The 18,490-nt window shown below is 72.7% G+C and carries 20 protein-coding genes; 13 read left to right on the plus strand and 7 right to left on the minus strand.

The features are described 5' to 3' along the window. Window positions 1–35: 35 nt before the first annotated feature. Entirely contained in the window at window positions 36–1,205 is a 1,170-nt protein-coding gene (locus BJ958_RS26820) for an alpha/beta hydrolase (protein WP_179729800.1), read from the plus strand. Window positions 1,206–1,261: 56 nt separating this feature from the next. Further along, window positions 1,262–1,738, plus strand: coding sequence for an SRPBCC family protein (locus BJ958_RS26825; RefSeq protein ID WP_179729801.1), 477 nt, complete (start codon window positions 1,262–1,264; stop codon window positions 1,736–1,738). Here the strand turns inward: BJ958_RS26825 and BJ958_RS26830 are convergent. Beyond that, window positions 1,716–2,621 carry a CPBP family intramembrane glutamic endopeptidase gene (locus BJ958_RS26830; protein WP_179729802.1) on the minus strand — a complete coding sequence of 302 codons (906 nt, stop codon included), beginning with the start codon at window positions 2,619–2,621 and terminating at the stop codon, window positions 1,716–1,718. The two genes, BJ958_RS26825 and BJ958_RS26830, sit on opposite strands and share 23 nt — an antisense overlap. 129 nt (window positions 2,622–2,750) lie before the next feature. Between BJ958_RS26830 and BJ958_RS26835 the strand changes: the two genes are divergently transcribed. Further along, entirely contained in the window at window positions 2,751–3,899 is a 1,149-nt protein-coding gene (locus tag BJ958_RS26835; RefSeq protein WP_179729803.1) for a sensor histidine kinase, read from the plus strand. Further along, on the plus strand, window positions 3,893–4,552 hold the full coding sequence (locus tag BJ958_RS29285) for a response regulator (RefSeq protein ID WP_179729804.1): 660 nt from the start codon (window positions 3,893–3,895) through the stop codon (window positions 4,550–4,552). The genes BJ958_RS26835 and BJ958_RS29285 overlap by 7 nt, the downstream gene beginning before the upstream one ends. Here BJ958_RS29285 and BJ958_RS26845 read toward each other — a convergent pair. Then, the gene (locus BJ958_RS26845; RefSeq protein ID WP_179729805.1) at window positions 4,533–5,942 is read right to left on the minus strand and encodes a PQQ-binding-like beta-propeller repeat protein; all 1,410 of its coding nucleotides are present in this window, start codon (window positions 5,940–5,942) and stop codon (window positions 4,533–4,535) included. The two genes, BJ958_RS29285 and BJ958_RS26845, sit on opposite strands and share 20 nt — an antisense overlap. Window positions 5,943–6,158: 216 nt before the next feature. Here BJ958_RS26845 and BJ958_RS26850 point away from each other — a divergent pair, with 216 nt between their 5' ends. The 6 genes from BJ958_RS26850 to BJ958_RS26875 all read left to right on the plus strand — a co-directional run bounded on the left by BJ958_RS26850 (window position 6,159) and on the right by BJ958_RS26875 (window position 9,851). Next, entirely contained in the window at window positions 6,159–6,764 is a 606-nt protein-coding gene (locus tag BJ958_RS26850; protein WP_246319106.1) for an ATP-dependent Clp protease proteolytic subunit, read from the plus strand. Window positions 6,765–6,769: 5 nt separating this feature from the next. After that, window positions 6,770–7,375 (plus strand): ATP-dependent Clp protease proteolytic subunit, encoded by a 606-nt coding sequence (locus BJ958_RS26855; protein WP_179729806.1) that lies wholly within the window; start codon window positions 6,770–6,772, stop codon window positions 7,373–7,375. A gap of 119 nt (window positions 7,376–7,494) precedes the next feature. Beyond that, window positions 7,495–8,772 (plus strand): ATP-dependent Clp protease ATP-binding subunit ClpX, encoded by a 1,278-nt coding sequence (gene clpX, locus BJ958_RS26860; RefSeq protein ID WP_179729807.1) that lies wholly within the window; start codon window positions 7,495–7,497, stop codon window positions 8,770–8,772. 127 nt (window positions 8,773–8,899) lie between these two features. Continuing rightward, window positions 8,900–9,343: a phage holin family protein gene (locus BJ958_RS26865; RefSeq protein ID WP_179729808.1), complete on the plus strand. Its 444-nt coding sequence runs from the start codon at window positions 8,900–8,902 to the stop codon at window positions 9,341–9,343. Next, entirely contained in the window at window positions 9,340–9,558 is a 219-nt protein-coding gene (locus tag BJ958_RS26870) for a hypothetical protein (protein ID WP_179729809.1), read from the plus strand. Before BJ958_RS26865 ends, BJ958_RS26870 begins: the two co-directional genes overlap by 4 nt. Then, window positions 9,555–9,851: a DUF4235 domain-containing protein gene (locus BJ958_RS26875; RefSeq protein WP_179729810.1), complete on the plus strand. Its 297-nt coding sequence runs from the start codon at window positions 9,555–9,557 to the stop codon at window positions 9,849–9,851. The genes BJ958_RS26870 and BJ958_RS26875 overlap by 4 nt, the downstream gene beginning before the upstream one ends. Window positions 9,852–9,866: 15 nt before the next feature. On the opposite strand, the gene valS is transcribed toward BJ958_RS26875, so the two are convergent. Continuing rightward, window positions 9,867–12,518, minus strand: a complete 2,652-nt coding sequence (gene valS, locus BJ958_RS26880; RefSeq protein WP_179729811.1) for a valine--tRNA ligase — start codon at window positions 12,516–12,518, stop codon at window positions 9,867–9,869. A 57-nt stretch (window positions 12,519–12,575) separates the two neighbouring features. Between valS and BJ958_RS26885 the strand changes: the two genes are divergently transcribed. Continuing rightward, window positions 12,576–13,754 carry a SpoIID/LytB domain-containing protein gene (locus BJ958_RS26885; protein ID WP_179729812.1) on the plus strand — a complete coding sequence of 393 codons (1,179 nt, stop codon included), beginning with the start codon at window positions 12,576–12,578 and terminating at the stop codon, window positions 13,752–13,754. Here BJ958_RS26885 and BJ958_RS26890 read toward each other — a convergent pair. Then, window positions 13,711–14,913 (minus strand): benzoate/H(+) symporter BenE family transporter, encoded by a 1,203-nt coding sequence (locus tag BJ958_RS26890; protein WP_343052816.1) that lies wholly within the window; start codon window positions 14,911–14,913, stop codon window positions 13,711–13,713. The two genes, BJ958_RS26885 and BJ958_RS26890, sit on opposite strands and share 44 nt — an antisense overlap. Before the next feature lie 65 nt (window positions 14,914–14,978). On the opposite strand from BJ958_RS26890, the gene BJ958_RS26895 reads away from it, so the two are divergent. Next, complete coding sequence (locus BJ958_RS26895; RefSeq protein WP_179729813.1) at window positions 14,979–15,512, plus strand: helix-turn-helix domain-containing protein; 534 nt, start codon at window positions 14,979–14,981, stop codon at window positions 15,510–15,512. Between the two features lie 89 nt (window positions 15,513–15,601). On the opposite strand, the gene BJ958_RS26900 is transcribed toward BJ958_RS26895, so the two are convergent. Together BJ958_RS26900 and BJ958_RS26905 are read right to left on the minus strand one after the other, a co-directional pair. After that, window positions 15,602–15,922: a DUF4873 domain-containing protein gene (locus tag BJ958_RS26900; protein ID WP_179729814.1), complete on the minus strand. Its 321-nt coding sequence runs from the start codon at window positions 15,920–15,922 to the stop codon at window positions 15,602–15,604. Further along, window positions 15,919–16,602: a TetR/AcrR family transcriptional regulator gene (locus BJ958_RS26905; RefSeq protein ID WP_179729815.1), complete on the minus strand. Its 684-nt coding sequence runs from the start codon at window positions 16,600–16,602 to the stop codon at window positions 15,919–15,921. The genes BJ958_RS26900 and BJ958_RS26905 overlap by 4 nt, the downstream gene beginning before the upstream one ends. 58 nt (window positions 16,603–16,660) lie before the next feature. Here BJ958_RS26905 and BJ958_RS26910 point away from each other — a divergent pair, with 58 nt between their 5' ends. Next, window positions 16,661–17,545 carry a diiron oxygenase gene (locus tag BJ958_RS26910; protein ID WP_273520148.1) on the plus strand — a complete coding sequence of 295 codons (885 nt, stop codon included), beginning with the start codon at window positions 16,661–16,663 and terminating at the stop codon, window positions 17,543–17,545. On the opposite strand, the gene BJ958_RS26915 is transcribed toward BJ958_RS26910, so the two are convergent. After that, entirely contained in the window at window positions 17,535–18,479 is a 945-nt protein-coding gene (locus tag BJ958_RS26915) for an NAD-dependent epimerase/dehydratase family protein (RefSeq protein WP_218865987.1), read from the minus strand. The genes BJ958_RS26910 and BJ958_RS26915 overlap by 11 nt on opposite strands. Between the last annotated feature and the right edge of the window lie 11 nt (window positions 18,480–18,490).

Below are 18,490 nucleotides of genomic sequence, written 5' to 3' on the forward strand. Positions count from 1 at the left end.
GTACGACCGTGCACTCAACGGGTAGTCTGCATTTCGTGACCACTGCTCCGACCGTCGTCGACGCCCTGGCCCTGGCCACCGCCGTCGTCGACGACCTCGTCGTCGCGACGGCCCGCGACACCCACCAGGCCATCGCCCGCCGCACGCACGGCCTGGTCCGGCGCGGGGTCGGTCCCGCCGCCCGGCCCGCCGAGGTGCTGCACCGCGGCATCGCCGCGACGGCGTACGGCGCCGTGGGCCTCTCGTTCCGCGGCGCCAGCCTCGGGCTGGCGCGGCTGGGCGAGGCCGGCGTCGGCCCGGCGCTGGAGGACGGGCCGCGCGGCCGGTTCGTCAACGCCGCGGTCAACGGCCTGATCGGCGAGGAGATCCGCCGCGAGCGTCCGCGGCTGGCCATCGAGATGGGTGTGCGGCACGACGGCCGCGACGTGCCGCTCACGCCGGCCGGGATCGCGCGCGCGTTCCCGGAGGCCACCGGCCGGATCGTGGTCTTCCTGCACGGGCTGTGCGAGAACGAGGCGTACTGGAACCGGCACCGCGACCGGCTCGGCTCGACGTACGGCGAGACGCTGGCCGCGCGCGGCTGGACCCCCGTCTACCTGCGGGCCAACACCGGCCTGCCGCTGCGCGAGAACGGCGTCGTGCTCGCCTCCCTGATGCAGCAGCTGGTCGACGCGTGGCCGGGCGAGGTCACCCGGATCGCGCTGGTCGGGCACTCGCTCGGCGGTCTCGTGGTGCGCGCCTCCTCGGCCGTGGTCGCCGAGGGGGACGGCCCCGCGCCGTGGACCCGGCTGGTGAGCGACGTCGTCACCCTCGGCACGCCGCACCTCGGCTCGTGGTTCGCGGTCGGCGCCGACCACGCCAGCCGCACCCTCGCCCGCGCGCCCGAGGTCGCGGCGTTCGGCCGGATCATCGACCGCCAGGCGCCGGGCATCCACGACCTGATCGAGGGCCTCGCCCACGACGTGCCGCCCCTGCCGCACGCGCGCTACCGCCTGGTGTCGGCCACGCTCACCCGCTCCGCTCGCCACCCGCTCGCGCAGGCGATCGGCGACCTCCTCGTCACCCCGCGCTCCGCCGTCGGCCGCGACCGGCACGGCACCGACCTGTTCCCCGGCGCCGAGGTGCTCCACCTCGCCCGCACCGACCACTTCGGGCTGCTCAACCACCCCGACGTGCACACCGCGCTGGCCCGTTGGCTCGCGTGACATCTCCTCCCGTGGGAGGTGGTGACACGTCGTCCGGCGCCGCCATGATGAGCGTCATGACGACGAACGCCGCGCGCGAGCTGCGCGCCGAGGCCGTGATCGAGGCGCCGGCGGCGCACGTGTGGGCGCTGCTGACCGACTTCGGCCAGCTCGCCGAGTGGAGCCCCGAGACGGTCCGCATGGTGCCGCTCAAGCGCGGGGGCCTGCGCGTGGGCCAGTGGTACCTCGGCATCAACCGCCGCAAGGCCGTCGTGTGGCCGACCCGGTCGGTCGTGGCCGACGTGGCGCCCGGGAGCCGACTGGTCTGGGACACGCCCTCGAGCGGTGCCCAGTGGATCTGGGAGCTCGAGCCGGACCCGGCCGACGCCGGCCGGACGAGGGTCGTGCACCGGCGCCCCGTGCCGCGCTCGCTGAGCGTCGGCAGCCGGATCGTGGCGCCGCTGCTGCTCGGCGGCAACGACTCCCACGCCGACGAGCTCGAGGCCGGCATGGCCACGACGCTGGCCGGGCTCAAGGCCGCGGCGGAGAGGTAGCGACCCGGGAGCCCCGGTCTCGGACCAGCAGGGCGTAGGTGGCGGTGACGGCGAGGCTGCAGGCGAGGCCGCTCGCCGTACCGTCCGTCGCGTCCAGGTCGACCAGGCCGAACGCACCGAAGGCCACCAGCGCGCAGTTGTTGGCCACGTGCAGCCCGATCGCCGCCTCCAGGCCACCGGTACGCCAGGTCAGCCAGCCGGCGGCCAGGGCGAAGGCGGTCACGTCGACCAGCCCGAGCAGGTCGTACTCGTGGCCCAGCGTGAACAACGGCACGGGCAGCGCGATCGCGAACGCAGGGTGGCGCAGCCACGCCCCCACGGTCTGCATCAGCAGGCCGCGGAAGGCGTACTCCTCGGCCGCGGCCTGCAGGGGTACGGCGAGGACCGCGACCCCGAGCAGCGGGAGCGTGCGCTCGTCGAACGCCAGGTCCTGCCAGGCGCCCTCGATCGTGACGGACAGCAGCAGCATCGCCACGACGAGCAGCGCGGCGAGCCCGAGGCAGCGGAGCAGCAGCGGGCGACGCAGCCGGCCCGTCACGGAGGAGAGCGTGCCCGCCGGGCGTCCACCGGCAAGCCGGACCGCCAGCAGCGCCGCGGGAAGCATCATCGCGATCGACAACAACATCACGATCGCCGCCAGCGGGTCCGACATCTCCGCGGCGTCGAAGACCCGCTCGATGACGGCCTCCTGACCCGGCACCACGACCGCGACGATCGCCAACGGCACCACTGCCAGCAGCGTGCCGGCGAGGAAGAGGAGCACCGCGAGGGCCAGGACGACGAGCGGCCGCCACCACCGGTACCCGGGCGCGCCCAGGGCCAGCCGGTGGAAGGCGAGGTCGGAGGTGGGGACGCCGGTGGGCGTCGGAGCGGTGAGGGTCATGGCTCCACCGTGGCAACGGCGACGGGGCCGCTGCATCGGGCGGAGGACCGGAGCACCTCCACCGAAGAGCGGGTGCCGCTCATCCCTTCGGTTGATCCCGTCGCGACGTGGCCCCCCTAGGCTCACCACATGATCGGGCAGGCTCGGGCCGGGAACGAGGCACCTTTCGTCGCGAGGCGGCGCTCCCGTGCGCTGTTGGTCGGGACGTGCGGCGTGCTCGGCCTGCTCGACGTCGCGATCACCATCGGCGGCGTCCTCGAGCGGCCGGACCCGCCGCCGGACGACCTGATCGCGCTGTGGCTGCTCGCCGAGCTCGGGGCGGCGTGCGTCGCCGCCTGCCTGCTCGCGCACTTCCTCGTCGAGCGCTCCCGCACCGCCGGCATGGTGCTGGCCCTGCTGGCCCCGCTCGGCGCGGCGACACCGGCCGCGGTGGTGGCCGTGGTCCTCCTCGTGTCGCTCCGCTCGTGGCGGGTCGGTGCGGAGGCGGTCGCCGTGCTCTTCGTCTCGTGCTCGGCGACCATCCTCGTCGTCGGCCGGGAGCGGGCCGAGCTGCTCGCCGTGCTGGCCGGGGCGGTGGTGGTCATGGTCCTCGTCGGCCTGGTGGTGGGAGCGCGGCGTGCGCTCGCCGAGCAGACCCATCGCGAGCGCGAGCTGGTCGTCGAGCAGGCCCGGAGCCAGGAGCGGGCCCGGATCGCCGGCGAGATGCACGACACCCTCAGCCACCACCTCAGCCTGATCGCACTGCATGCGGGGGCCCTCGGGCGTCGCGACGACCTTCCGGCGGACACCGTGCGCTCCAGCAGTCGGCTGGTCGCAGATCTCTCGCGCACCGCCCACGCGGAGCTGCGCGAGGTGCTCGGGGTGCTGCACCGGGACGAGGTGCCGGCCGCACCGCCCGCCGGCGCCGGGCTCCTCCCGGAGCTGGTCGAGCAGCACCGGGCGGCCGGGACACGGGTGCGAGCCGTGCTGGACCCGGCGGTGGTGGCCGACGTGGACGGACGGCTCTCCGAGGCGACGTCGCGGCTGCTCCACCGGGTCGTCCGCGAGCTGCTCGCCAACGCGGCGCGGCACGCCCCCGGCGCCCCGGTGGAGCTCGTCGTCGAGGGAGGAGACCGGGTGCGGGTCGAGTGCCGCAACCCGATGCCGGGCCGGGTCGAGCGCTCCGGCGACGGGCTCGGCCTGGAGGGCATCGCCGAACGGGTCAGGCTGGCGGGCGGCCGGCACCGGGCCGCGCCCGTCGACGGCGCGTTCGTGGTGGAGGTGTCCGTCCCGTGGTGAGGGTGGTGGTCGTCGACGACGAGCCGCTCGTGCGCGCGGGCCTGCGGCTGGTCCTCGACCCCGCGCGCGGGATCGAGGTCGTCGGCGAGGCGGGTGACGGCGTCACCGCCCTCCGCGTCGTGCGCGAGGTCGATCCGGACGTCGTCCTCATGGACGTCCGGATGCCCGGCGGCGACGGGATCGAGGCGGTCGCCCGGATCCGCGCCGCAGGCCTGCGCTGCCGGGTCATCATGCTGACCGCATTCGACACCGACGGGTTCGTGCTGGGTGCCCTGCGTGCGGGCGCCGACGGCTTCCTGCTGAAGACCGAGGAGCCCGGCCTCATCGAGCAGGCCGTGCTCGGCGGCGACGACGGGGCCGCCGTGATGTCGGCGCCCGTCCTGCGACGGCTCGTGGCGCTGGCGGCCGAGCCGGTCGCGCCGGCGGGGGCGCCGCCCCAGGTCAGCGGGCGCGAGTGGGAGGTCGCCCGGCTCGTGGCACAGGGCCTCTCGAACGCGGAGATCTCGGCGACCCTCCACCTCAGCCTGGCCACCGTCAAGACGCACGTCGGCAGCCTGTTCGCCAAGCTCGGCCTCGACAACAGGGTCCAGCTCGCGATCCTGGTGCTCGAGCTGGAGTCGGGGACGGGCCGGGTCAGTCGGCGAAGCCGGTGAAGCCGACGAGCGTGCTCGTCCCCAGCACCCACACGGCGCTCGGGGAGACGTACGGGCCGCCGGGCGAGATGCCGTCGTCGTACCCCTCCTTGCCGAGCGCGCTGACGTCCTTCTCCCACGCCACCTCCCCGGAGGTGCGGTCGAGCGCCTGGACGACCCACGAGGTCGCGTAGTCGCTCGCGACCTGGACGAAGGCGTCGGGGGTCTCGGTCGGCGCGACGTCGGTCCCGGGGCCGGACCAGAGGGTCTTCCCGGTGTCGGCGTCGAGGTACGTCGTGAGCATCTTCTGGGCCTTCGCGTCGTAGGCGGTCACCGCGACCTGGGCGCGGTCGGCCGTCCAGCGCCACCCGGCCAGGTCGTCGCCGAGGTCGGGGCGCTCCCACACCGGCCGGCCGGTCGTGACGTCGTAGAGCGTCGCGCCGACGCCGACCCGGCCCTCGGTGGTGGTCAGCCGCTGGTCCTGGGTGTCCCACGGCTGCCCCTCGAGCTGCAGCAGCACCTCGTCGCCGAGGAGCACCTCGAGCTTGTCGTTGCCGAAGCCGCGGTGCACGGTCCACGGCCGCTCGAGGAAGGAGCTCTTGCCGAGCGGTGTGCTGCCGAGCACCTTGCCGGTCGCGCGATCGAGGTCGAACTCGGTCGCGTCGGGCTGACCCGACGGAGTCTCCTTCCAGGCCGCGACCGACACGTCGTCGCCACTGAGGTCGAGCGCGGGGGAGCCGGCCCCGAACCCGGCGAGCTCGCTGGTGCCGGCCGGGCCGCCCGGCCACACGCTCTTCAGCGTGGTCGCGTCGAGCGCGGCCACCGCGAACGGGGGCGGGTAGGCGTTCTCGTCGGCGCCCGGCGGCGTCACGACGACGTAGAGGACGCCGTCGTCGAGGACGGGTGCGGTGCCGGGGGCGACGCGCACCTCGGCGCCGGCCCCGCTGCCACCGGTCTCGGCGTCCACCCGCACCAGGGCGTTGCCGCGTGAGCAGTAGAGCGCGGTGTGGTCCGGCGTCCAGCAGCCGGCGTAGTCGGCGCCCTTCCACAGCACCTTCCCGGCGCCCGACACGCCGACCAGGAGCGCGGGAGCGGCTCCCGCGGCGTCGTCCTTGCCCTGGTCGGTGATGGCCGCGACGAGCACGTCGCCGACCACCACGCCGCCCGGCTGCGGGACCTCGTCGTCGCCGACCGGCGCCAGCGGCGCGAACCTGCCGCCGGGCAGCACCGTGTCGGCGCGCAGCTCCCAGGTCGCGGCCGGCGCGTTGAGCACGGCGGCAGCGGGCGTCGTACGGGCGCCGTCGCCGGGCTTCGCCGGGGTGTCCTCGCCCGCGTCGCAGGCGGCCAGGCCCAGGCCCGCCACGAGCGTGACGGCGGCGACGAACCGGCCGGTGGATGGGGCCGCGGGCATGGGACCTCCTGGAGCGCGTCGGGCAGTCGGGTTCCCGGCAGGCTACCCGTGGGGCACGGCGACCGGTCGGCCCCGCGCACCGCGAATCTGCTGTCGGCGAACAGCGGGGCCGAACGCGTGGATCTGCCTCCCGCTCCGGCTAGGGTCACTCGCGTGACTCAGAATCTTCCCGGTGGCGCTCACGACTCAGCGCGCGGTCATGAGATGAACCCGCAGATGAACGGGGGAGCGGGGATCAGCTTCCTCGACGACAACATCTACAGCCGGTTGCTGCGCGAGCGGATCGTGTTCCTCGGCTCCGAGGTCCGCGACCAGAACGCCAACGCGATCTGCGCCCAGCTGCTGCTGCTGTCGGCCGAGGACCCCGAGGCGGACATCTTCTTGCACATCAACAGCCCCGGTGGCTCCGTGGACGCCGGCATGGCGATCTACGACACCATGAACTACATCCCCAACGACGTCGCGACCGTCGGCATGGGCCTGGCCGCCTCGATGGGCCAGTTCCTGCTGTGCGCCGGCGCCAAGGGCAAGCGCTACGCGCTGCCGCACGCCCGGATCATGATGCACCAGCCCTCCTCGGGCATGGGTGGCTCCGCCTCCGACATCAAGATCCAGGCGCAGCAGTCGCTGCACATCAAGAAGGTGCTCCTCGACCTCATCGCCGACCACACCGGCCAGAGCGTCGAGCAGGTCACCGAGGACGCCGACCGCGACCGCTGGTTCACCGCGCAGGAGGCCCTCGAGTACGGCCTCGTCGACAAGGTCGTCAAGAGCGCCAAGGAAGCCGTCGACGAGGGCCGCCCGGCCCACAAGAAGGACTGAGGCAGATGAACTACTACATCCCGCAGTGGGAAGAGCGGACGTCCTACGGATTCCGCCGGATCGACCCCTACGCCAAGCTGTTCGAGGACCGCATCATCTACCTCGGCACCCCGATCTCCGACGACGTCGCCAACGCCGTCATCGCCCAGCTGCTGTGCCTGCAGTCGATGAACCCCGACCAGGACATCAGCATCTACATCAACAGCCCCGGTGGCTCCTTCACCGCGCTGACCGCGATCTACGACACGATCCAGTTCATCAAGCCGGACGTGCAGACCGTGTGCATCGGCCAGGCGGCCTCGGCCGCGGCGATCCTCCTCGCCGCAGGGGCCAAGGGCAAGCGGCTCGCGCTGCCCAACAGCCGGATCCTGATCCACCAGCCCTACACCGAGGGCACCTTCGGCCAGACCTCGGACATCGAGATCCAGGCCAACGAGATCCTGCGGATGCGCGAGCTGCTCGAGAAGATGATCAGCGACCACTCCGGCAAGTCTGTCGAGGAGGTCAGCCGCGACATCGAGCGCGACAAGATCCTCACTGCCCAGGGTGCGATCGAGTACGGCCTGATCGACTCGGTCCTCGAGTCCCTGAAGACCCCGGCCCTCGTCTGAGCCGCGGCTCAGACGACGACGAACAAGACCGATGAGCATCCCGACGTACCCCTCGTGTCACGCTCCCGCTGGAGCGTGGCAGGGGGTACCGTCGGGTAGTTCGATTGTGAGGAGGACCCGTGGCACGCATCGGTGACGGTGGCGACCTGTTGAAGTGCTCGTTCTGCGGCAAGAGCCAGAAGCAGGTCAAGAAGCTCATCGCTGGTCCGGGTGTCTACATCTGTGACGAGTGCATCGACCTGTGCAACGAGATCATCGAGGAGGAGCTCGCCGAGGGCTCCGAGGTCGAGCTCGCTGACCTGCCGAAGCCCAAGGAGATCTTCGAGTTCCTGAACTCCTACGTCATCGGCCAGGAGCAGGCCAAGAAGTCACTCGCGGTCGCGGTCTACAACCACTACAAGCGCGTCCAGGCAGGTGTGCAGCCCATCTCGGGCAAGCACAGCAAGGACGAGGTCGTCGAGGTGGCGAAGTCCAACATCCTCGTCATCGGCCCGACCGGCTGCGGCAAGACCTACCTCGCCCAGACGCTGGCGCGGATGCTCAACGTCCCCTTCGCGATCGCCGACGCCACGGCGCTGACCGAGGCCGGCTACGTCGGCGAGGACGTCGAGAACATCCTCCTCAAGCTGATCCAGGCCGCCGACTACGACGTCAAGAAGGCCGAGACCGGCATCATCTACATCGACGAGATCGACAAGGTGGCCCGCAAGGCCGAGAACCCCTCGATCACCCGCGACGTCTCCGGTGAGGGCGTCCAGCAGGCGCTGCTGAAGATCATCGAGGGCACCACCGCCTCGGTGCCGCCCCAGGGCGGGCGCAAGCACCCGCACCAGGAGTTCATCCAGATCGACACCACCAACATCCTGTTCGTGGTGGGCGGCGCCTTCGCCGGCCTGGAGCACATCATCGAGCAGCGCGTCGGCAAGAAGTCCCTGGGCTTCACCGCCGAGCCGCGCGGCGAGGCCGAGCGCGCCGCCGAGGACCTGCTCGCCCAGGTCCGTCCCGAGGACCTCACCAAGTTCGGCCTGATCCCCGAGTTCATCGGCCGCCTGCCGCTGATCGCGAGCGTCAGCCCGCTCGACCAGGACGCCCTGGTCCAGATCCTCACCGAGCCGCGCAACGCCCTGGTGAAGCAGTACAAGAAGCTCTTCGAGCTCGACGGCGTCGAGCTGGAGTTCACCGACGACGCCATCGGCGCGATCGCCGACAAGGCGCTCGAGCGCGGCACCGGCGCGCGCGGCCTGCGTGCGATCATCGAGGAGGTCCTGCTCCACGTCATGTACGACGTCCCGAGCCGTGGCGACGTCGAGAAGGTCGTGGTGACCAAGGACGTCGTCGAGGACGACGTCGCGCCGACCCTGGTGCTGCGCGAGTCGAAGAAGAAGAAGTCGGCCTGACCGGCTCCGCCTGACACGGAAGGCCCTCGGGGAGCTCCCCGGGGGCCTTCGTCGTACCCGCCGGTATCGGTTCGCCGACTTCGGGAACTGCCCAGGGATCTGCACGGACGATCCCTGGGAGACCGCAATGTCAGCTCAGCCAGCCACGCACCGTCCCACGCACGTCGCACCGCCACCGTCCTGCGACGAGGCGGCGTCGCTCTCGACCGGCCAGCTCGTGGCCCGTGTCTCGGAGGACCTGCGCGAGCTCGTCCGCGACGAGGTCCGCCTGGCGCGCGCGGAGATGGCCGGGAAGGCGAAGCGGGCGGGCGTCGGTGCGGGCATGCTCGGCGGGGCCGGCCTGCTGGCGCTGTACGGAGTCGGTGTGCTGCTCGCCGCCGCGGTGCTCGGGCTCGCCGTCGCGCTGCCGGCCTGGTTGGCCGGCCTCGTCGTCGGCGTCGTCGTGCTCGCGGTCGCCGGGGTCCTGGCCATCGTCGGCAGGAACCGGATCACCGAGGCCACGCCGCCGGTGCCCGAGCGGACGCTGACCAGCGTCCGCAAGGACGTCGCGGCCGTGCGGCACACCCGATGAGCGCCCGGGAGCTCGACGCGCAGCCCGACGTCGAGACGCTCGAGCGCACCGTCGACGAGGACCGGGAGGTGCTGGCCCGCGACGTCGACCTGCTGGTGCACCGGGTCGGCGACCGCGCCCGGCGCCTCGCGGCCATCGCGGGCGCGGCCGGAGTGGTCGCGGCCGGCCTGATGACGGTGCTGCTGGTGCGGCGCCGGGGTGGAGGTGCCCGATGACGCACGAGAAGCGGACCAGCCGCTCGGCGAAGCTGCTCTACCGCCCGTGGGGCCTGGTCGGCAGTCTCCTCGGCGGGCTGATCGCCGGCCAGGTCTTCCAGCAGGTGTGGAAACGGGTCGACCCGCAGGCGACCGACGACCCGCCCAAGCCGCTGCAGTCGGAGTACCGGCTGCGCAAGATCCTGGTCGCGGCGATGGTGCAGGGAGCGATCTTCTCCGTCGTCCGGGCGCTCATCGACCGCGGCGGAGCGCTAGCCTTCGAGCGGTGGACAGGGGAGTGGCCGGGCGACTGAGCCCGGACCGCAGCCCTACTCCTGCGGAGCCTCGGGCTCCTCGGCGATCTCGGCGGTGACCGTCAGCTCGGTGGCGTCCTCGGCGACCGTGAAGACCAGGTCGCCGACCACGTTGCCGCTGCGGCGCAGGTCGTCGGCAGCCTTCTCGGCGGCCTCGACCAGGCGGGCCGGGCCGGTGACCTCGACCCGGGCGAGCGGGGCGCGCATCTTGACCTTGGCGGCCGACTTGGCGCCGCGGATGCCGGACAGCGCCGAGGCGACGGCGTCGATCAGCGAGCCGTCGGAGGCGGCGGGGGAGCCGAGCTCGGTCACGCTCGGCCAGGAGGCGCGGTGGACCGAGCCCTCCTGCCACCACGACCAGACCTCCTCGGTGACGTAGGGGAGGAAGGGCGCGAGCAGCCGGAGCTGGACCTGCAGGGCCAGGGCGAGCGTGGCCCGGGCCGAGGACGAGGCGTCGCCGTCGCCGGCGTACGCGCGCTCCTTGACCAGCTCGAGGTAGTCGTCGCAGAACTCCCAGAAGAACTTCTCGCTGACCTCGAGCGCGGTCGTGTAGTCGTAGGCCTCGAACGCCTCGGTCGCACGGCGCACCACACCGCCGAGGCGGCCGAGCAGCGCCGTGTCGACCGGCTGGCTGACGGCGGCGGCGCTGAACGTGGTCGCGCCGACGCTGCCGAGGACGAACTTCGACGCGTTGAGGACCTTCATCGCCAGGCGGCGGCCGACCTTCATCTGGGTCTCGTCGAACGGCGAGTCCAGGCCGGGTCGGGCGATGGCCGCGCGCCAGCGGACCGCGTCGGCACCGTACTTGTCGAGGATCTCGTTGGGCACGACGACGTTGCCCTTGGACTTCGACATCTTCTTGCGGTCGGGGTCGACGATGAAGCCGGAGATCATCGCGTGCGACCACGGCGCGACGTGGTTCTCGAAGTGGGCGCGCACCACGCGGGAGAACAGCCAGGTGCGGATGATGTCGTGGGCCTGCGTGGCCAGGTCCATCGGGAACACCCGCGACCACAGGTCGGGGTCGGACTCCCAGCCGCCCGCGATGTGCGGGGTCAGCGAGGACGTGGCCCAGGTGTCCATCACGTCGGGGTCGCCGATGAAGCCGCCGGGCTTGCCGCGCTGCTCCTCGCTGTATCCCGTGGGCGCCTGGGTCGACGGGTCGATCGGCAGCTCGGCCTCGGTGGGCAGCAGCAGCCGGGTGTAGTCGGGCTCGCCCTCGGCGTCGAGCGGGTACCAGACCGGGAACGGGATGCCGAAGAAGCGCTGGCGCGAGATCAGCCAGTCGCCGTTGAGGCCGCCGACCCAGTTGTCGAAGCGGTGCTTCATGTGCGGCGGCAGCCAGTCGATCTCGGAGCCGCGCTCGAGCATCTGCTTGCGGATCGCGGTGTCACGGCCGCCGTTGCGGACGTACCACTGGCGGGTGGAGACGATCTCGAGCGGCTTGTCGCCCTTCTCGTAGAAGTTCGCCATCCGCTGGGTCGGCTTCGGGTCGCCGTCGAGGTCGCCGGTCTCCTTGAGCTTGGCGACCATCGCCTCGCGGGCGGAGTGGACGGTCTTGCCCTGGAGGTCCTCGTACGCCGCCGAGGCCTGCTCCGAGGACAGCCACTCGGGCGTCTCGCGGGTCAGCCGGCCGTCGCGGCCGATGACGGTGCGCACCGGCAGCTGCAGCTCGCGCCACCACTGGACGTCGGTGAGGTCACCGAAGGTGCAGCACATCGCGATGCCGGCGCCCTTGTCCTTCTCGGCGGCGGGGTGGGCGAGCACCGGGATCTCCACGCCGAAGACCGGCGAGGTGACCGTCGTGCCGAACAGGTCGGCGTACCGCTCGTCGTCGGGGTGCGCGATCAGCGCGACGACCGACGGGATCAGCTCGGGACGGGTGGTCTCGATGAACACGGCGGAGCCGTCGTGCTTGTGGAAGGCGACGCGGTGGTAGGCGCCGGCGTAGTCACGCGCCTCGAGCTCGGCCTGCGCGACCGCGGTCTGGAAGGTGACGTCCCACAGGGTCGGCGCCTCCTGGAGGTAGGCCTCGCCGCGGGCCAGGTTGCGCAGGAACGCGCGCTGGCTGACGGTCTGTGCCTTGGTGCCGATGGTGGTGTAGGTCGTGTTCCAGTCGACGCTGAGGCCGAGGGTGCGCCAGAGGTCCTCGAAGACCTTCTCGTCCTGCTCGACCAGCTGCTCGCACAGCGCGATGAAGTTGGGCCGGCTGATCGGGACCTGCCGCTTCGGGTCCGGCTTCTCGGGCGGGGTGAAGTCGGCGTCGTACGGCAGCGACGGGTCGCAGCGCACGCCGAAGTAGTTCTGCACCCTGCGCTCGGTCGGCAGGCCGTTGTCGTCCCAGCCCATGGGGTAGAAGACGGACTTGCCCTGCATCCGCTGGAAGCGCGCGATCAGGTCGGTGTGGGTGTAGGAGAAGACGTGCCCGACGTGCAGGCTGCCGCTGACGGTCGGCGGCGGGGTGTCGATCGCGTAGACGTTCTCGCGGGGCTGCGTGCGGTCGAAGCCGTAGGTGTCGGCGTCCTTCCAACGCTGCGCCCACTTCTCCTCGAGCCCCTCCAGCGCGGGCTTGTCCGGTACCGAGATGTCAACACCGTCGGCGCCGGCTCCGGAGGTCACCGCCGCGTCGGTCGGGTCCGGGGTCTGCGTGCTGTCGAGCTCGGTCATGCCCAAAGCCTATTGCGAGCGGCGCTCAGGCTTTCAACCGGCAGTTACTCTCGGACGATGCGCCTGTTCCCGGGAACCATCACCACTCTTGCCGCTGGTCTCGCCGCTGGTCTCGCCGCTGGTCTCGCCCTCGGTCCCATCGGCCCTGCCTCGGCTGCGCCGGCCGTCCCCATCGAGAGCGTCACGCTGACCGGAAGCGGCTGGGGTCACGGCAAGGGCCTGTCGCAGTGGGGAGCCAAGGGCGCCGCGGACCAGGGCCTCAGCGCCGCCCAGATCCTCGACTTCTACTACCCGGGCACCGCGCCGGGTCTCGGCGGCGGATCGGTGAAGGTGCTGATCACCGCCGACACCTCGAGCAACGTGGTCGTCCAGCACCGGTCGAGGCTCAAGGTCCGCAGCCTCGCGACGGGCAAGGCCTGGAAGCTCGGCAAGCGCGGGGCGAAGCGCTGGAAGCTCACCGCCCACGGCACCGACACGAAGCTGTCGGTGAAGACGAAGCGCTGGCACAAGGTGCGGATCATCCCGGGCCAGGCCGAGTTCCAGGGCAAGGGCGGCACGATCCGGCTCTACGTGCCCGGCGGTGCGGTCGACTACCGCGGCCGGATCCGCTCCGTCGTACCCGCTGACGGTCAGGGGCGCGACACGGTCAACGTGCTCAGCGTGGAGAAGTACCTGCGCGGCGTCGTCCCCTCGGAGATGCCCGCCAAGTGGAACCCGCAGGCGGTCCAGGCGCAGGCCGTGGCCGCGCGGACCTACGCGATCTTCGAGCGGGACACCTATCACCGCGGTGCCTTCGACGTGTGGGACACCACGCAGTCGCAGGTCTACCGCGGCGTCGTGGCGGAGCAGCCGGAGTCGAACGCCGCCATCGCCGCCACGGCCGGGCAGATCCGGACGTACGGCGGCGCGCCCGCGTTCACCCAGTTCTCCTCGAGCAACGGCGGTTTCACCGCGCCGGGCAGCCTGCCCTACCAGGTCGCGAAGCCGGACCCGTACGAGGCGACCTCCGGCAACCCGAACAACTCGTGGCAGGTGGTGCTGACCGACGAGGCGATCGAGGCGCAGTTCCCCGGACTCGGGGACTTCGAGGGTCTCGATGTCGTCAAGGACCCCGCGCAGGGCGGTCGGGTGACCAAGGTGACGATCCTCGGCACCGGCGTCGACCCGGAGCTGACCGGCGACCAGTTCCGGGTCAGGTTCGGGCTGAAGTCGACGATGTTCGCTCGGACGGCCTGACGGTCGGGGTCCGCCCCGCCCGCAGGAACCCGCGCAGCAGCAGCCCCGCCACCAGCGCCCAGAAAGCCGCGCCGATGCCAAGCACGGTGACGCCCGAGGCCGCCACGACCAGCGTCGCGGCCGCCGGCTCGCGCTCGGCGGGGTCGGCGAGCCCCTCGGCGAGCGCCGCGCCGAGCGTGCCGAGCAGGGCCAGGCCGGCCGCCGCCTGCATCACGCCGTCGGCGGCGGCCGCGACCAGCGTGGCCAGCGCGGTGCTGGCGACCGCCAGCACGAGGTAGGCGACCGACGCGGTCACGGCGGCGATCCAGCGCCGCCGCGGGTCCGGGCCGGCGGTCGGGCCGGCCGAGAGCGCCGCGCTGATGGCGGCCAGGTTGATCGCGTGCCCGCCGGTGGGGGCGCCGACGACGGTGCCGATCCCGGTGACGGCGAGCGACTCGCGCCACGGGACGCGGTACCCGAAGCCGCTCATCACCGCGACGCCCGGGACGTTCTGCGAGGCCATCGTGACGACGTACAGCGGCAGCGCGATGCCGACGAGGGCCGACAGCGACCAGGTCGGCGTGGTCCAGGCCAGGTGCGGGGCGAGGTCGGCAGCGTCGATCCGCGCGGTGGCGAGCACCGTGCCGAGGGCGACGAGCAGGGCACCTGGGACCGCCCAGCGCGGCGCGAGGCGGAGCAGGACCAGCCAGGTGACGACGAGCGGGGCGACGGCGGCGGGGGAGTCGACCAGGGCGGTGACCGGCGCCAGGCACAGCGGCAGCAGGACGCCCGCGAGCATGGCGCGGGCCAGGCTGTGCGGGATCGCCGCGACCAGGTCCCCGAGCTTGGGCACCAGTGCGGTCAGCAGGATCAGCACGCCGGTGGCGACGAAGGCCCCGACGGCCGCCGACCAGCCGCCGGTCACCCCGGTGGAGGTCGCGAGCAGGGCGGCGCCGGGGGTGGACCAGGCGAGGGTGACCGGGATCCGGTGGCGCAGGGAGAGCCAGAGCATGCCGAGCGACTGGGTCACCAGCAGCGTCGCGAGGCCCGACGCGGCCTGGTCGGGAGTGGCGCCGACGGCGACCAGGCCGGCGAGCACCACGACGAACGAGCTGCTGAACCCGACCAGGGCCGTGACGACACCGGCCATCACGGGACCATGGGTACTGTCCTGGGACACGCCGCCTCCTCCGGGAACACCGCGCGGCGTTCCGTATACAGAACACTCTAGGTGGCGAGGGTCCGATGACGCGAACGGGTTCTGCCGGCGTCGGTGCCCGGATCCGGGTGCTGCGTGAGGCGCGCGGCCTGTCCCTGTCGGCGCTGGCTGCCCAGGCGGGCATCGGGAAGGGCTCGCTCTCCGAGCTCGAGACGGGACGACGCAACCCCACGCTCGACACCCTGTACGCGGTCGCGACCCCGCTCGGCGTACCACTGGCCGCGCTGCTCGACGACCACGACGGCGCCGCCGTCGCCGACGAGGGCGTGGTGGCGACCCGGGTGCGGGTGCTGCGCGAGCCGGGCCGCACCACCGAGGTCTACCTGCTGCGGCTGGCGGCCGGCGTCGAGCGCGCCTCGCCCGCGCACCCCGCCGGCGTCGAGGAGCAGCTCGTCGTCCTCGCCGGCTCCGGCGAGGTCGAGCACGGCGCCGACGTGGTCGCCATCGGTCCCGGCGACCACGTGCGCTTCGCCGCCGACGTACCGCACGCCTACCGGGCCGGGCCGGACGAGGCGCTCGAGGCGGTCAACGTGATCGTCACACCAGTCCCACCGGTGTAGGCCTGGACGACGAAACTAGCGCTGGGACGACGATGCTTCCTCGTCCCAGCGCCAGTTTCACCGGCCGGCCGGTGAAACCAACGCGGCGCTCAGAACGGCGGCCGCCCCGTGCCGCTGACCCGGAACCGACCCCACGGGTCGACGTCGGCGACCTTGCCGTCCGCCTCGCCGTGGGCGGTCCGCAGGGTCACCGCGGAGCCGCTGCGCACGGTGTCGAGCGCGGCGTCGACGGCGATGCGGCCGTACCAGTGGAAGTGTCCGTCGAGGGGCTGGAAGGCGCCGCGCAGGGTCACGCTGACGGGGTGCTCGACCGGCCGGCCGGCGGTGCCGGCGGTGCCGGCGACGACGAGGACCGCCGGGCCGTCGTAGGCCTCCTGCGGCTCGTGCAGCTCCGGCCGGGCGGCGCTCACCGGCGCTTCTCCGACCGGAGGGGGGTGACCTCGCCGGTGCCGGCGTCGAGGCGGGTCAGGTCGACGCCGCTCTCGGCCGCGGCGCCGGACAGCGCGTGCCAGATGAAGTCGCTGAGGTAGCCCGCCGCCGCGCTGCGCGAGACCGTGTGCCGTTCCAGCCACCACTGGCCCACGGACGTGCCGAGACCGACGACGGCGTGCGCCCACGGCTCGGCCGCGCCGGTGTCGCCGCCCAGGTGGCGCAGGGCGTCGCCGAGCAGGCGGGTCAGCTTCGCGGCGATCTGGTCCTTGCCCGCGGCCAGCGGGTCGGTGCCGCCGGCGGGCCGGCTGAGCAGGAGGAAGGCCTGGGGGTGCTCGCCGAGGGTGTCGAGGTACGCCGTCACGCCGGCGGTCACCCGGTCGCGCGCCGACGCCGGTGCGAGCACCGCGGTGAGGACCCGCGCCAGGACCAGGTCGGCCGCCCAGGCGCCGACCGCCGCGTGCAGCTCGCCCTTGTCGGCGAAGTAGCGGTAGAGCACCGGCTTGCTGACGCCGGCCTCGGCCGCGATGTCGGCCACCGAGGCGTCCGGTCCGAGGTTGTCGATGGCGCGGACGGCGGCGAGGACGAACTCCTCGCGGCGCTCGGCGCGGTGTCGATCCCAGCGGGTGGTGCGTCCGTCGCTCTTGACGTGGGGGGCCATGGGGACAAGAGTACCTTTATCCGTTACCGACGGTAATACCTATGTCTCAGGAGGACCCGTGACCATCGTCGACGACGCCCTGTCCGAGCGGTTGCTGCGGTCGACGGCGCGCCAGTCGTACGACCCGGAGGTCGACCTCGACTGGAGCGCGCCACCCGTCCCCGGGCTGTGGTGGATGCAGCCGGAGCGGATGTCCCTCTACGGCACCCCGATGTGGCGCTCGCTGAGCGAGGAGCAGCGGATCACGCTGTCGATGCACGAGGTCGCCAGCATCGCCAGCGTGGGGATCTGGTTCGAGATCGTGCTGATGCAGATCCTGCTGCGCGACGCCTACCGGGAGGACCCGACGTCGGCGCGCACCCAGTTCGCGCTGACCGAGGTCGGCGACGAGACCCGGCACACCGTGATGTTCGGCCGGGCGATCGGCTCGATGGGAGTGCCGGCGTACGGCCCGCGTCCCACGCCGCACCGGCTCGCCCGGCTCGGCCCCCTCGCGCTCCGCGGCGCCAGCGCGTACGCCGGCATCCTGATCGGCGAGGAGCCGGTCGACCGCTGGCAGCGGGAGATGATGCGCGACGAGCGGATCCAGCCGCTCACCCGGATGGTCGCCCGGATCCACGTCACCGAGGAGGCCCGCCACGTCACCTTCGCCCGCGACGAGCTCGCGAAGTCGGTGCGCGGCCTGGGTCGCACGAAGCTGCGGTGGCACCAGGCGATGACCGCCCAGGTCGCGTACGTGACCATGCGCTCGCTGGTCCACCCGGACGTTTACGAGGTCGTCGGGCTCGACCCGCGGGAGGCGCGACGCCAGGCGCTGGGCAACGAGAGCTACCGCGAGACGATCGCCTGGATGGGTGAGAAGGTGATGCCGGTGCTGCAGGAGAACGGCATGGTCTCCGAGCGCGACCGCAAGGTCTGGCGGGCGTCCTTCCTCATGCGCTGACCGCGGCGTCCTCCCGGGCGCGCCACCACGCGACGGTCTCGCGGATCGCGGTGTCGAACGGCGTCGGCTCGAGCCCGAGGCGCTGCTCGCTGTGCCGCGAGTCGAGCACGAACGGCGCGGTGAACTGGAAGCTCATCTCGGCCAGCTCCCGGGTGTCGCGGTGCACGAGGCCCACGGCGCGCAGCGCACCGGCAGGGATCGAGCCGAGCCGGGGGAGGGGTACGCCGGCCGCCTCGGCGAACGCGGTCGCCATCTCCCGCTGCGTGAGGGCCGGCCCGGTCGGCGCGTGCAGGAACGAGCCGTGCAGCGCGGGATCGCTCGCCGCCCGGATCATCGCTGCTGCCAGGTCGGGCACGTAGGTGAACGAGTGCGGCTGGTCCAGGCTGCCGACCACGCGCAGGGTGCGTCCGGACAGGATCGCCGACGCCAGTCGCTCGCCGGCGTGGGACGTGAGCACCCGCGGTCCGAAGAAGTCGGAGGCCGCCACGCTCACGGTCGGCGTCGCCGACGCGGCCCGGGCCCGGAGCAGCTCGGTACGGATCCCCGGCTTGCCGCTGGACGCGGAGCGCGGCAGGTCCTCGGTCATCGGCCCGGCCACCCTGCCATAGGCGTAGAGGCTCTCGGGGAACACGACGACGGCTCCCGCGCGGCCGGCCGCCGCGAGCAGGGCCTGCTCGGTCGGGATCAGCTCCGCGCGCCACGTCGCGGCGTCGTAGCGCGACGCGTGGACGCAGTGGTGCACGGCGACCGCGCCCTCGAGGACGGCGTCGAGCGCGCCCGGCGTGCCGACGTCGGCGCGGCGCCGCTCGACGAGGGGGTGCTCCGGGCCGCTGCCCGATCGGGTCACGAGGGCGACGTGCTCGCCCTGCTCGGCGAGCTGAAGGGCGACGGTGCTGCCGACGGGTCCGGCTCCGGTGACGACGTGGTGGTTCATGAGGGTTCCTC

This window comes from Nocardioides kongjuensis, from assembly GCF_013409625.1.
Classification (GTDB): domain Bacteria; phylum Actinomycetota; class Actinomycetes; order Propionibacteriales; family Nocardioidaceae; genus Nocardioides; species Nocardioides kongjuensis.

Coding starts and splice junctions, on each gene's coding strand:
- BJ958_RS26825 (WP_179729801.1), top strand. CDS start 1,262: ATGACGACGAACGCCGCGCGCGAGCTGCGCGCCGAGGCCGTGATCGAG.
- BJ958_RS26830 (WP_179729802.1), bottom strand. CDS start 2,621: ATGACCCTCACCGCTCCGACGCCCACCGGCGTCCCCACCTCCGACCTC.
- BJ958_RS26835 (WP_179729803.1), top strand. CDS start 2,751: ATGATCGGGCAGGCTCGGGCCGGGAACGAGGCACCTTTCGTCGCGAGG.
- BJ958_RS26845 (WP_179729805.1), bottom strand. CDS start 5,942: ATGCCCGCGGCCCCATCCACCGGCCGGTTCGTCGCCGCCGTCACGCTC.
- BJ958_RS26850 (WP_246319106.1), top strand. CDS start 6,159: ATGAACGGGGGAGCGGGGATCAGCTTCCTCGACGACAACATCTACAGC.
- BJ958_RS26855 (WP_179729806.1), top strand. CDS start 6,770: ATGAACTACTACATCCCGCAGTGGGAAGAGCGGACGTCCTACGGATTC.
- BJ958_RS26865 (WP_179729808.1), top strand. CDS start 8,900: ATGTCAGCTCAGCCAGCCACGCACCGTCCCACGCACGTCGCACCGCCA.
- BJ958_RS26870 (WP_179729809.1), top strand. CDS start 9,340: ATGAGCGCCCGGGAGCTCGACGCGCAGCCCGACGTCGAGACGCTCGAG.
- BJ958_RS26875 (WP_179729810.1), top strand. CDS start 9,555: ATGACGCACGAGAAGCGGACCAGCCGCTCGGCGAAGCTGCTCTACCGC.
- valS (WP_179729811.1), bottom strand. CDS start 12,518: ATGACCGAGCTCGACAGCACGCAGACCCCGGACCCGACCGACGCGGCG.
- BJ958_RS26885 (WP_179729812.1), top strand. CDS start 12,576: ATGCGCCTGTTCCCGGGAACCATCACCACTCTTGCCGCTGGTCTCGCC.
- BJ958_RS26895 (WP_179729813.1), top strand. CDS start 14,979: ATGACGCGAACGGGTTCTGCCGGCGTCGGTGCCCGGATCCGGGTGCTG.
- BJ958_RS26905 (WP_179729815.1), bottom strand. CDS start 16,602: ATGGCCCCCCACGTCAAGAGCGACGGACGCACCACCCGCTGGGATCGA.
- BJ958_RS26915 (WP_218865987.1), bottom strand. CDS start 18,479: ATGAACCACCACGTCGTCACCGGAGCCGGACCCGTCGGCAGCACCGTC.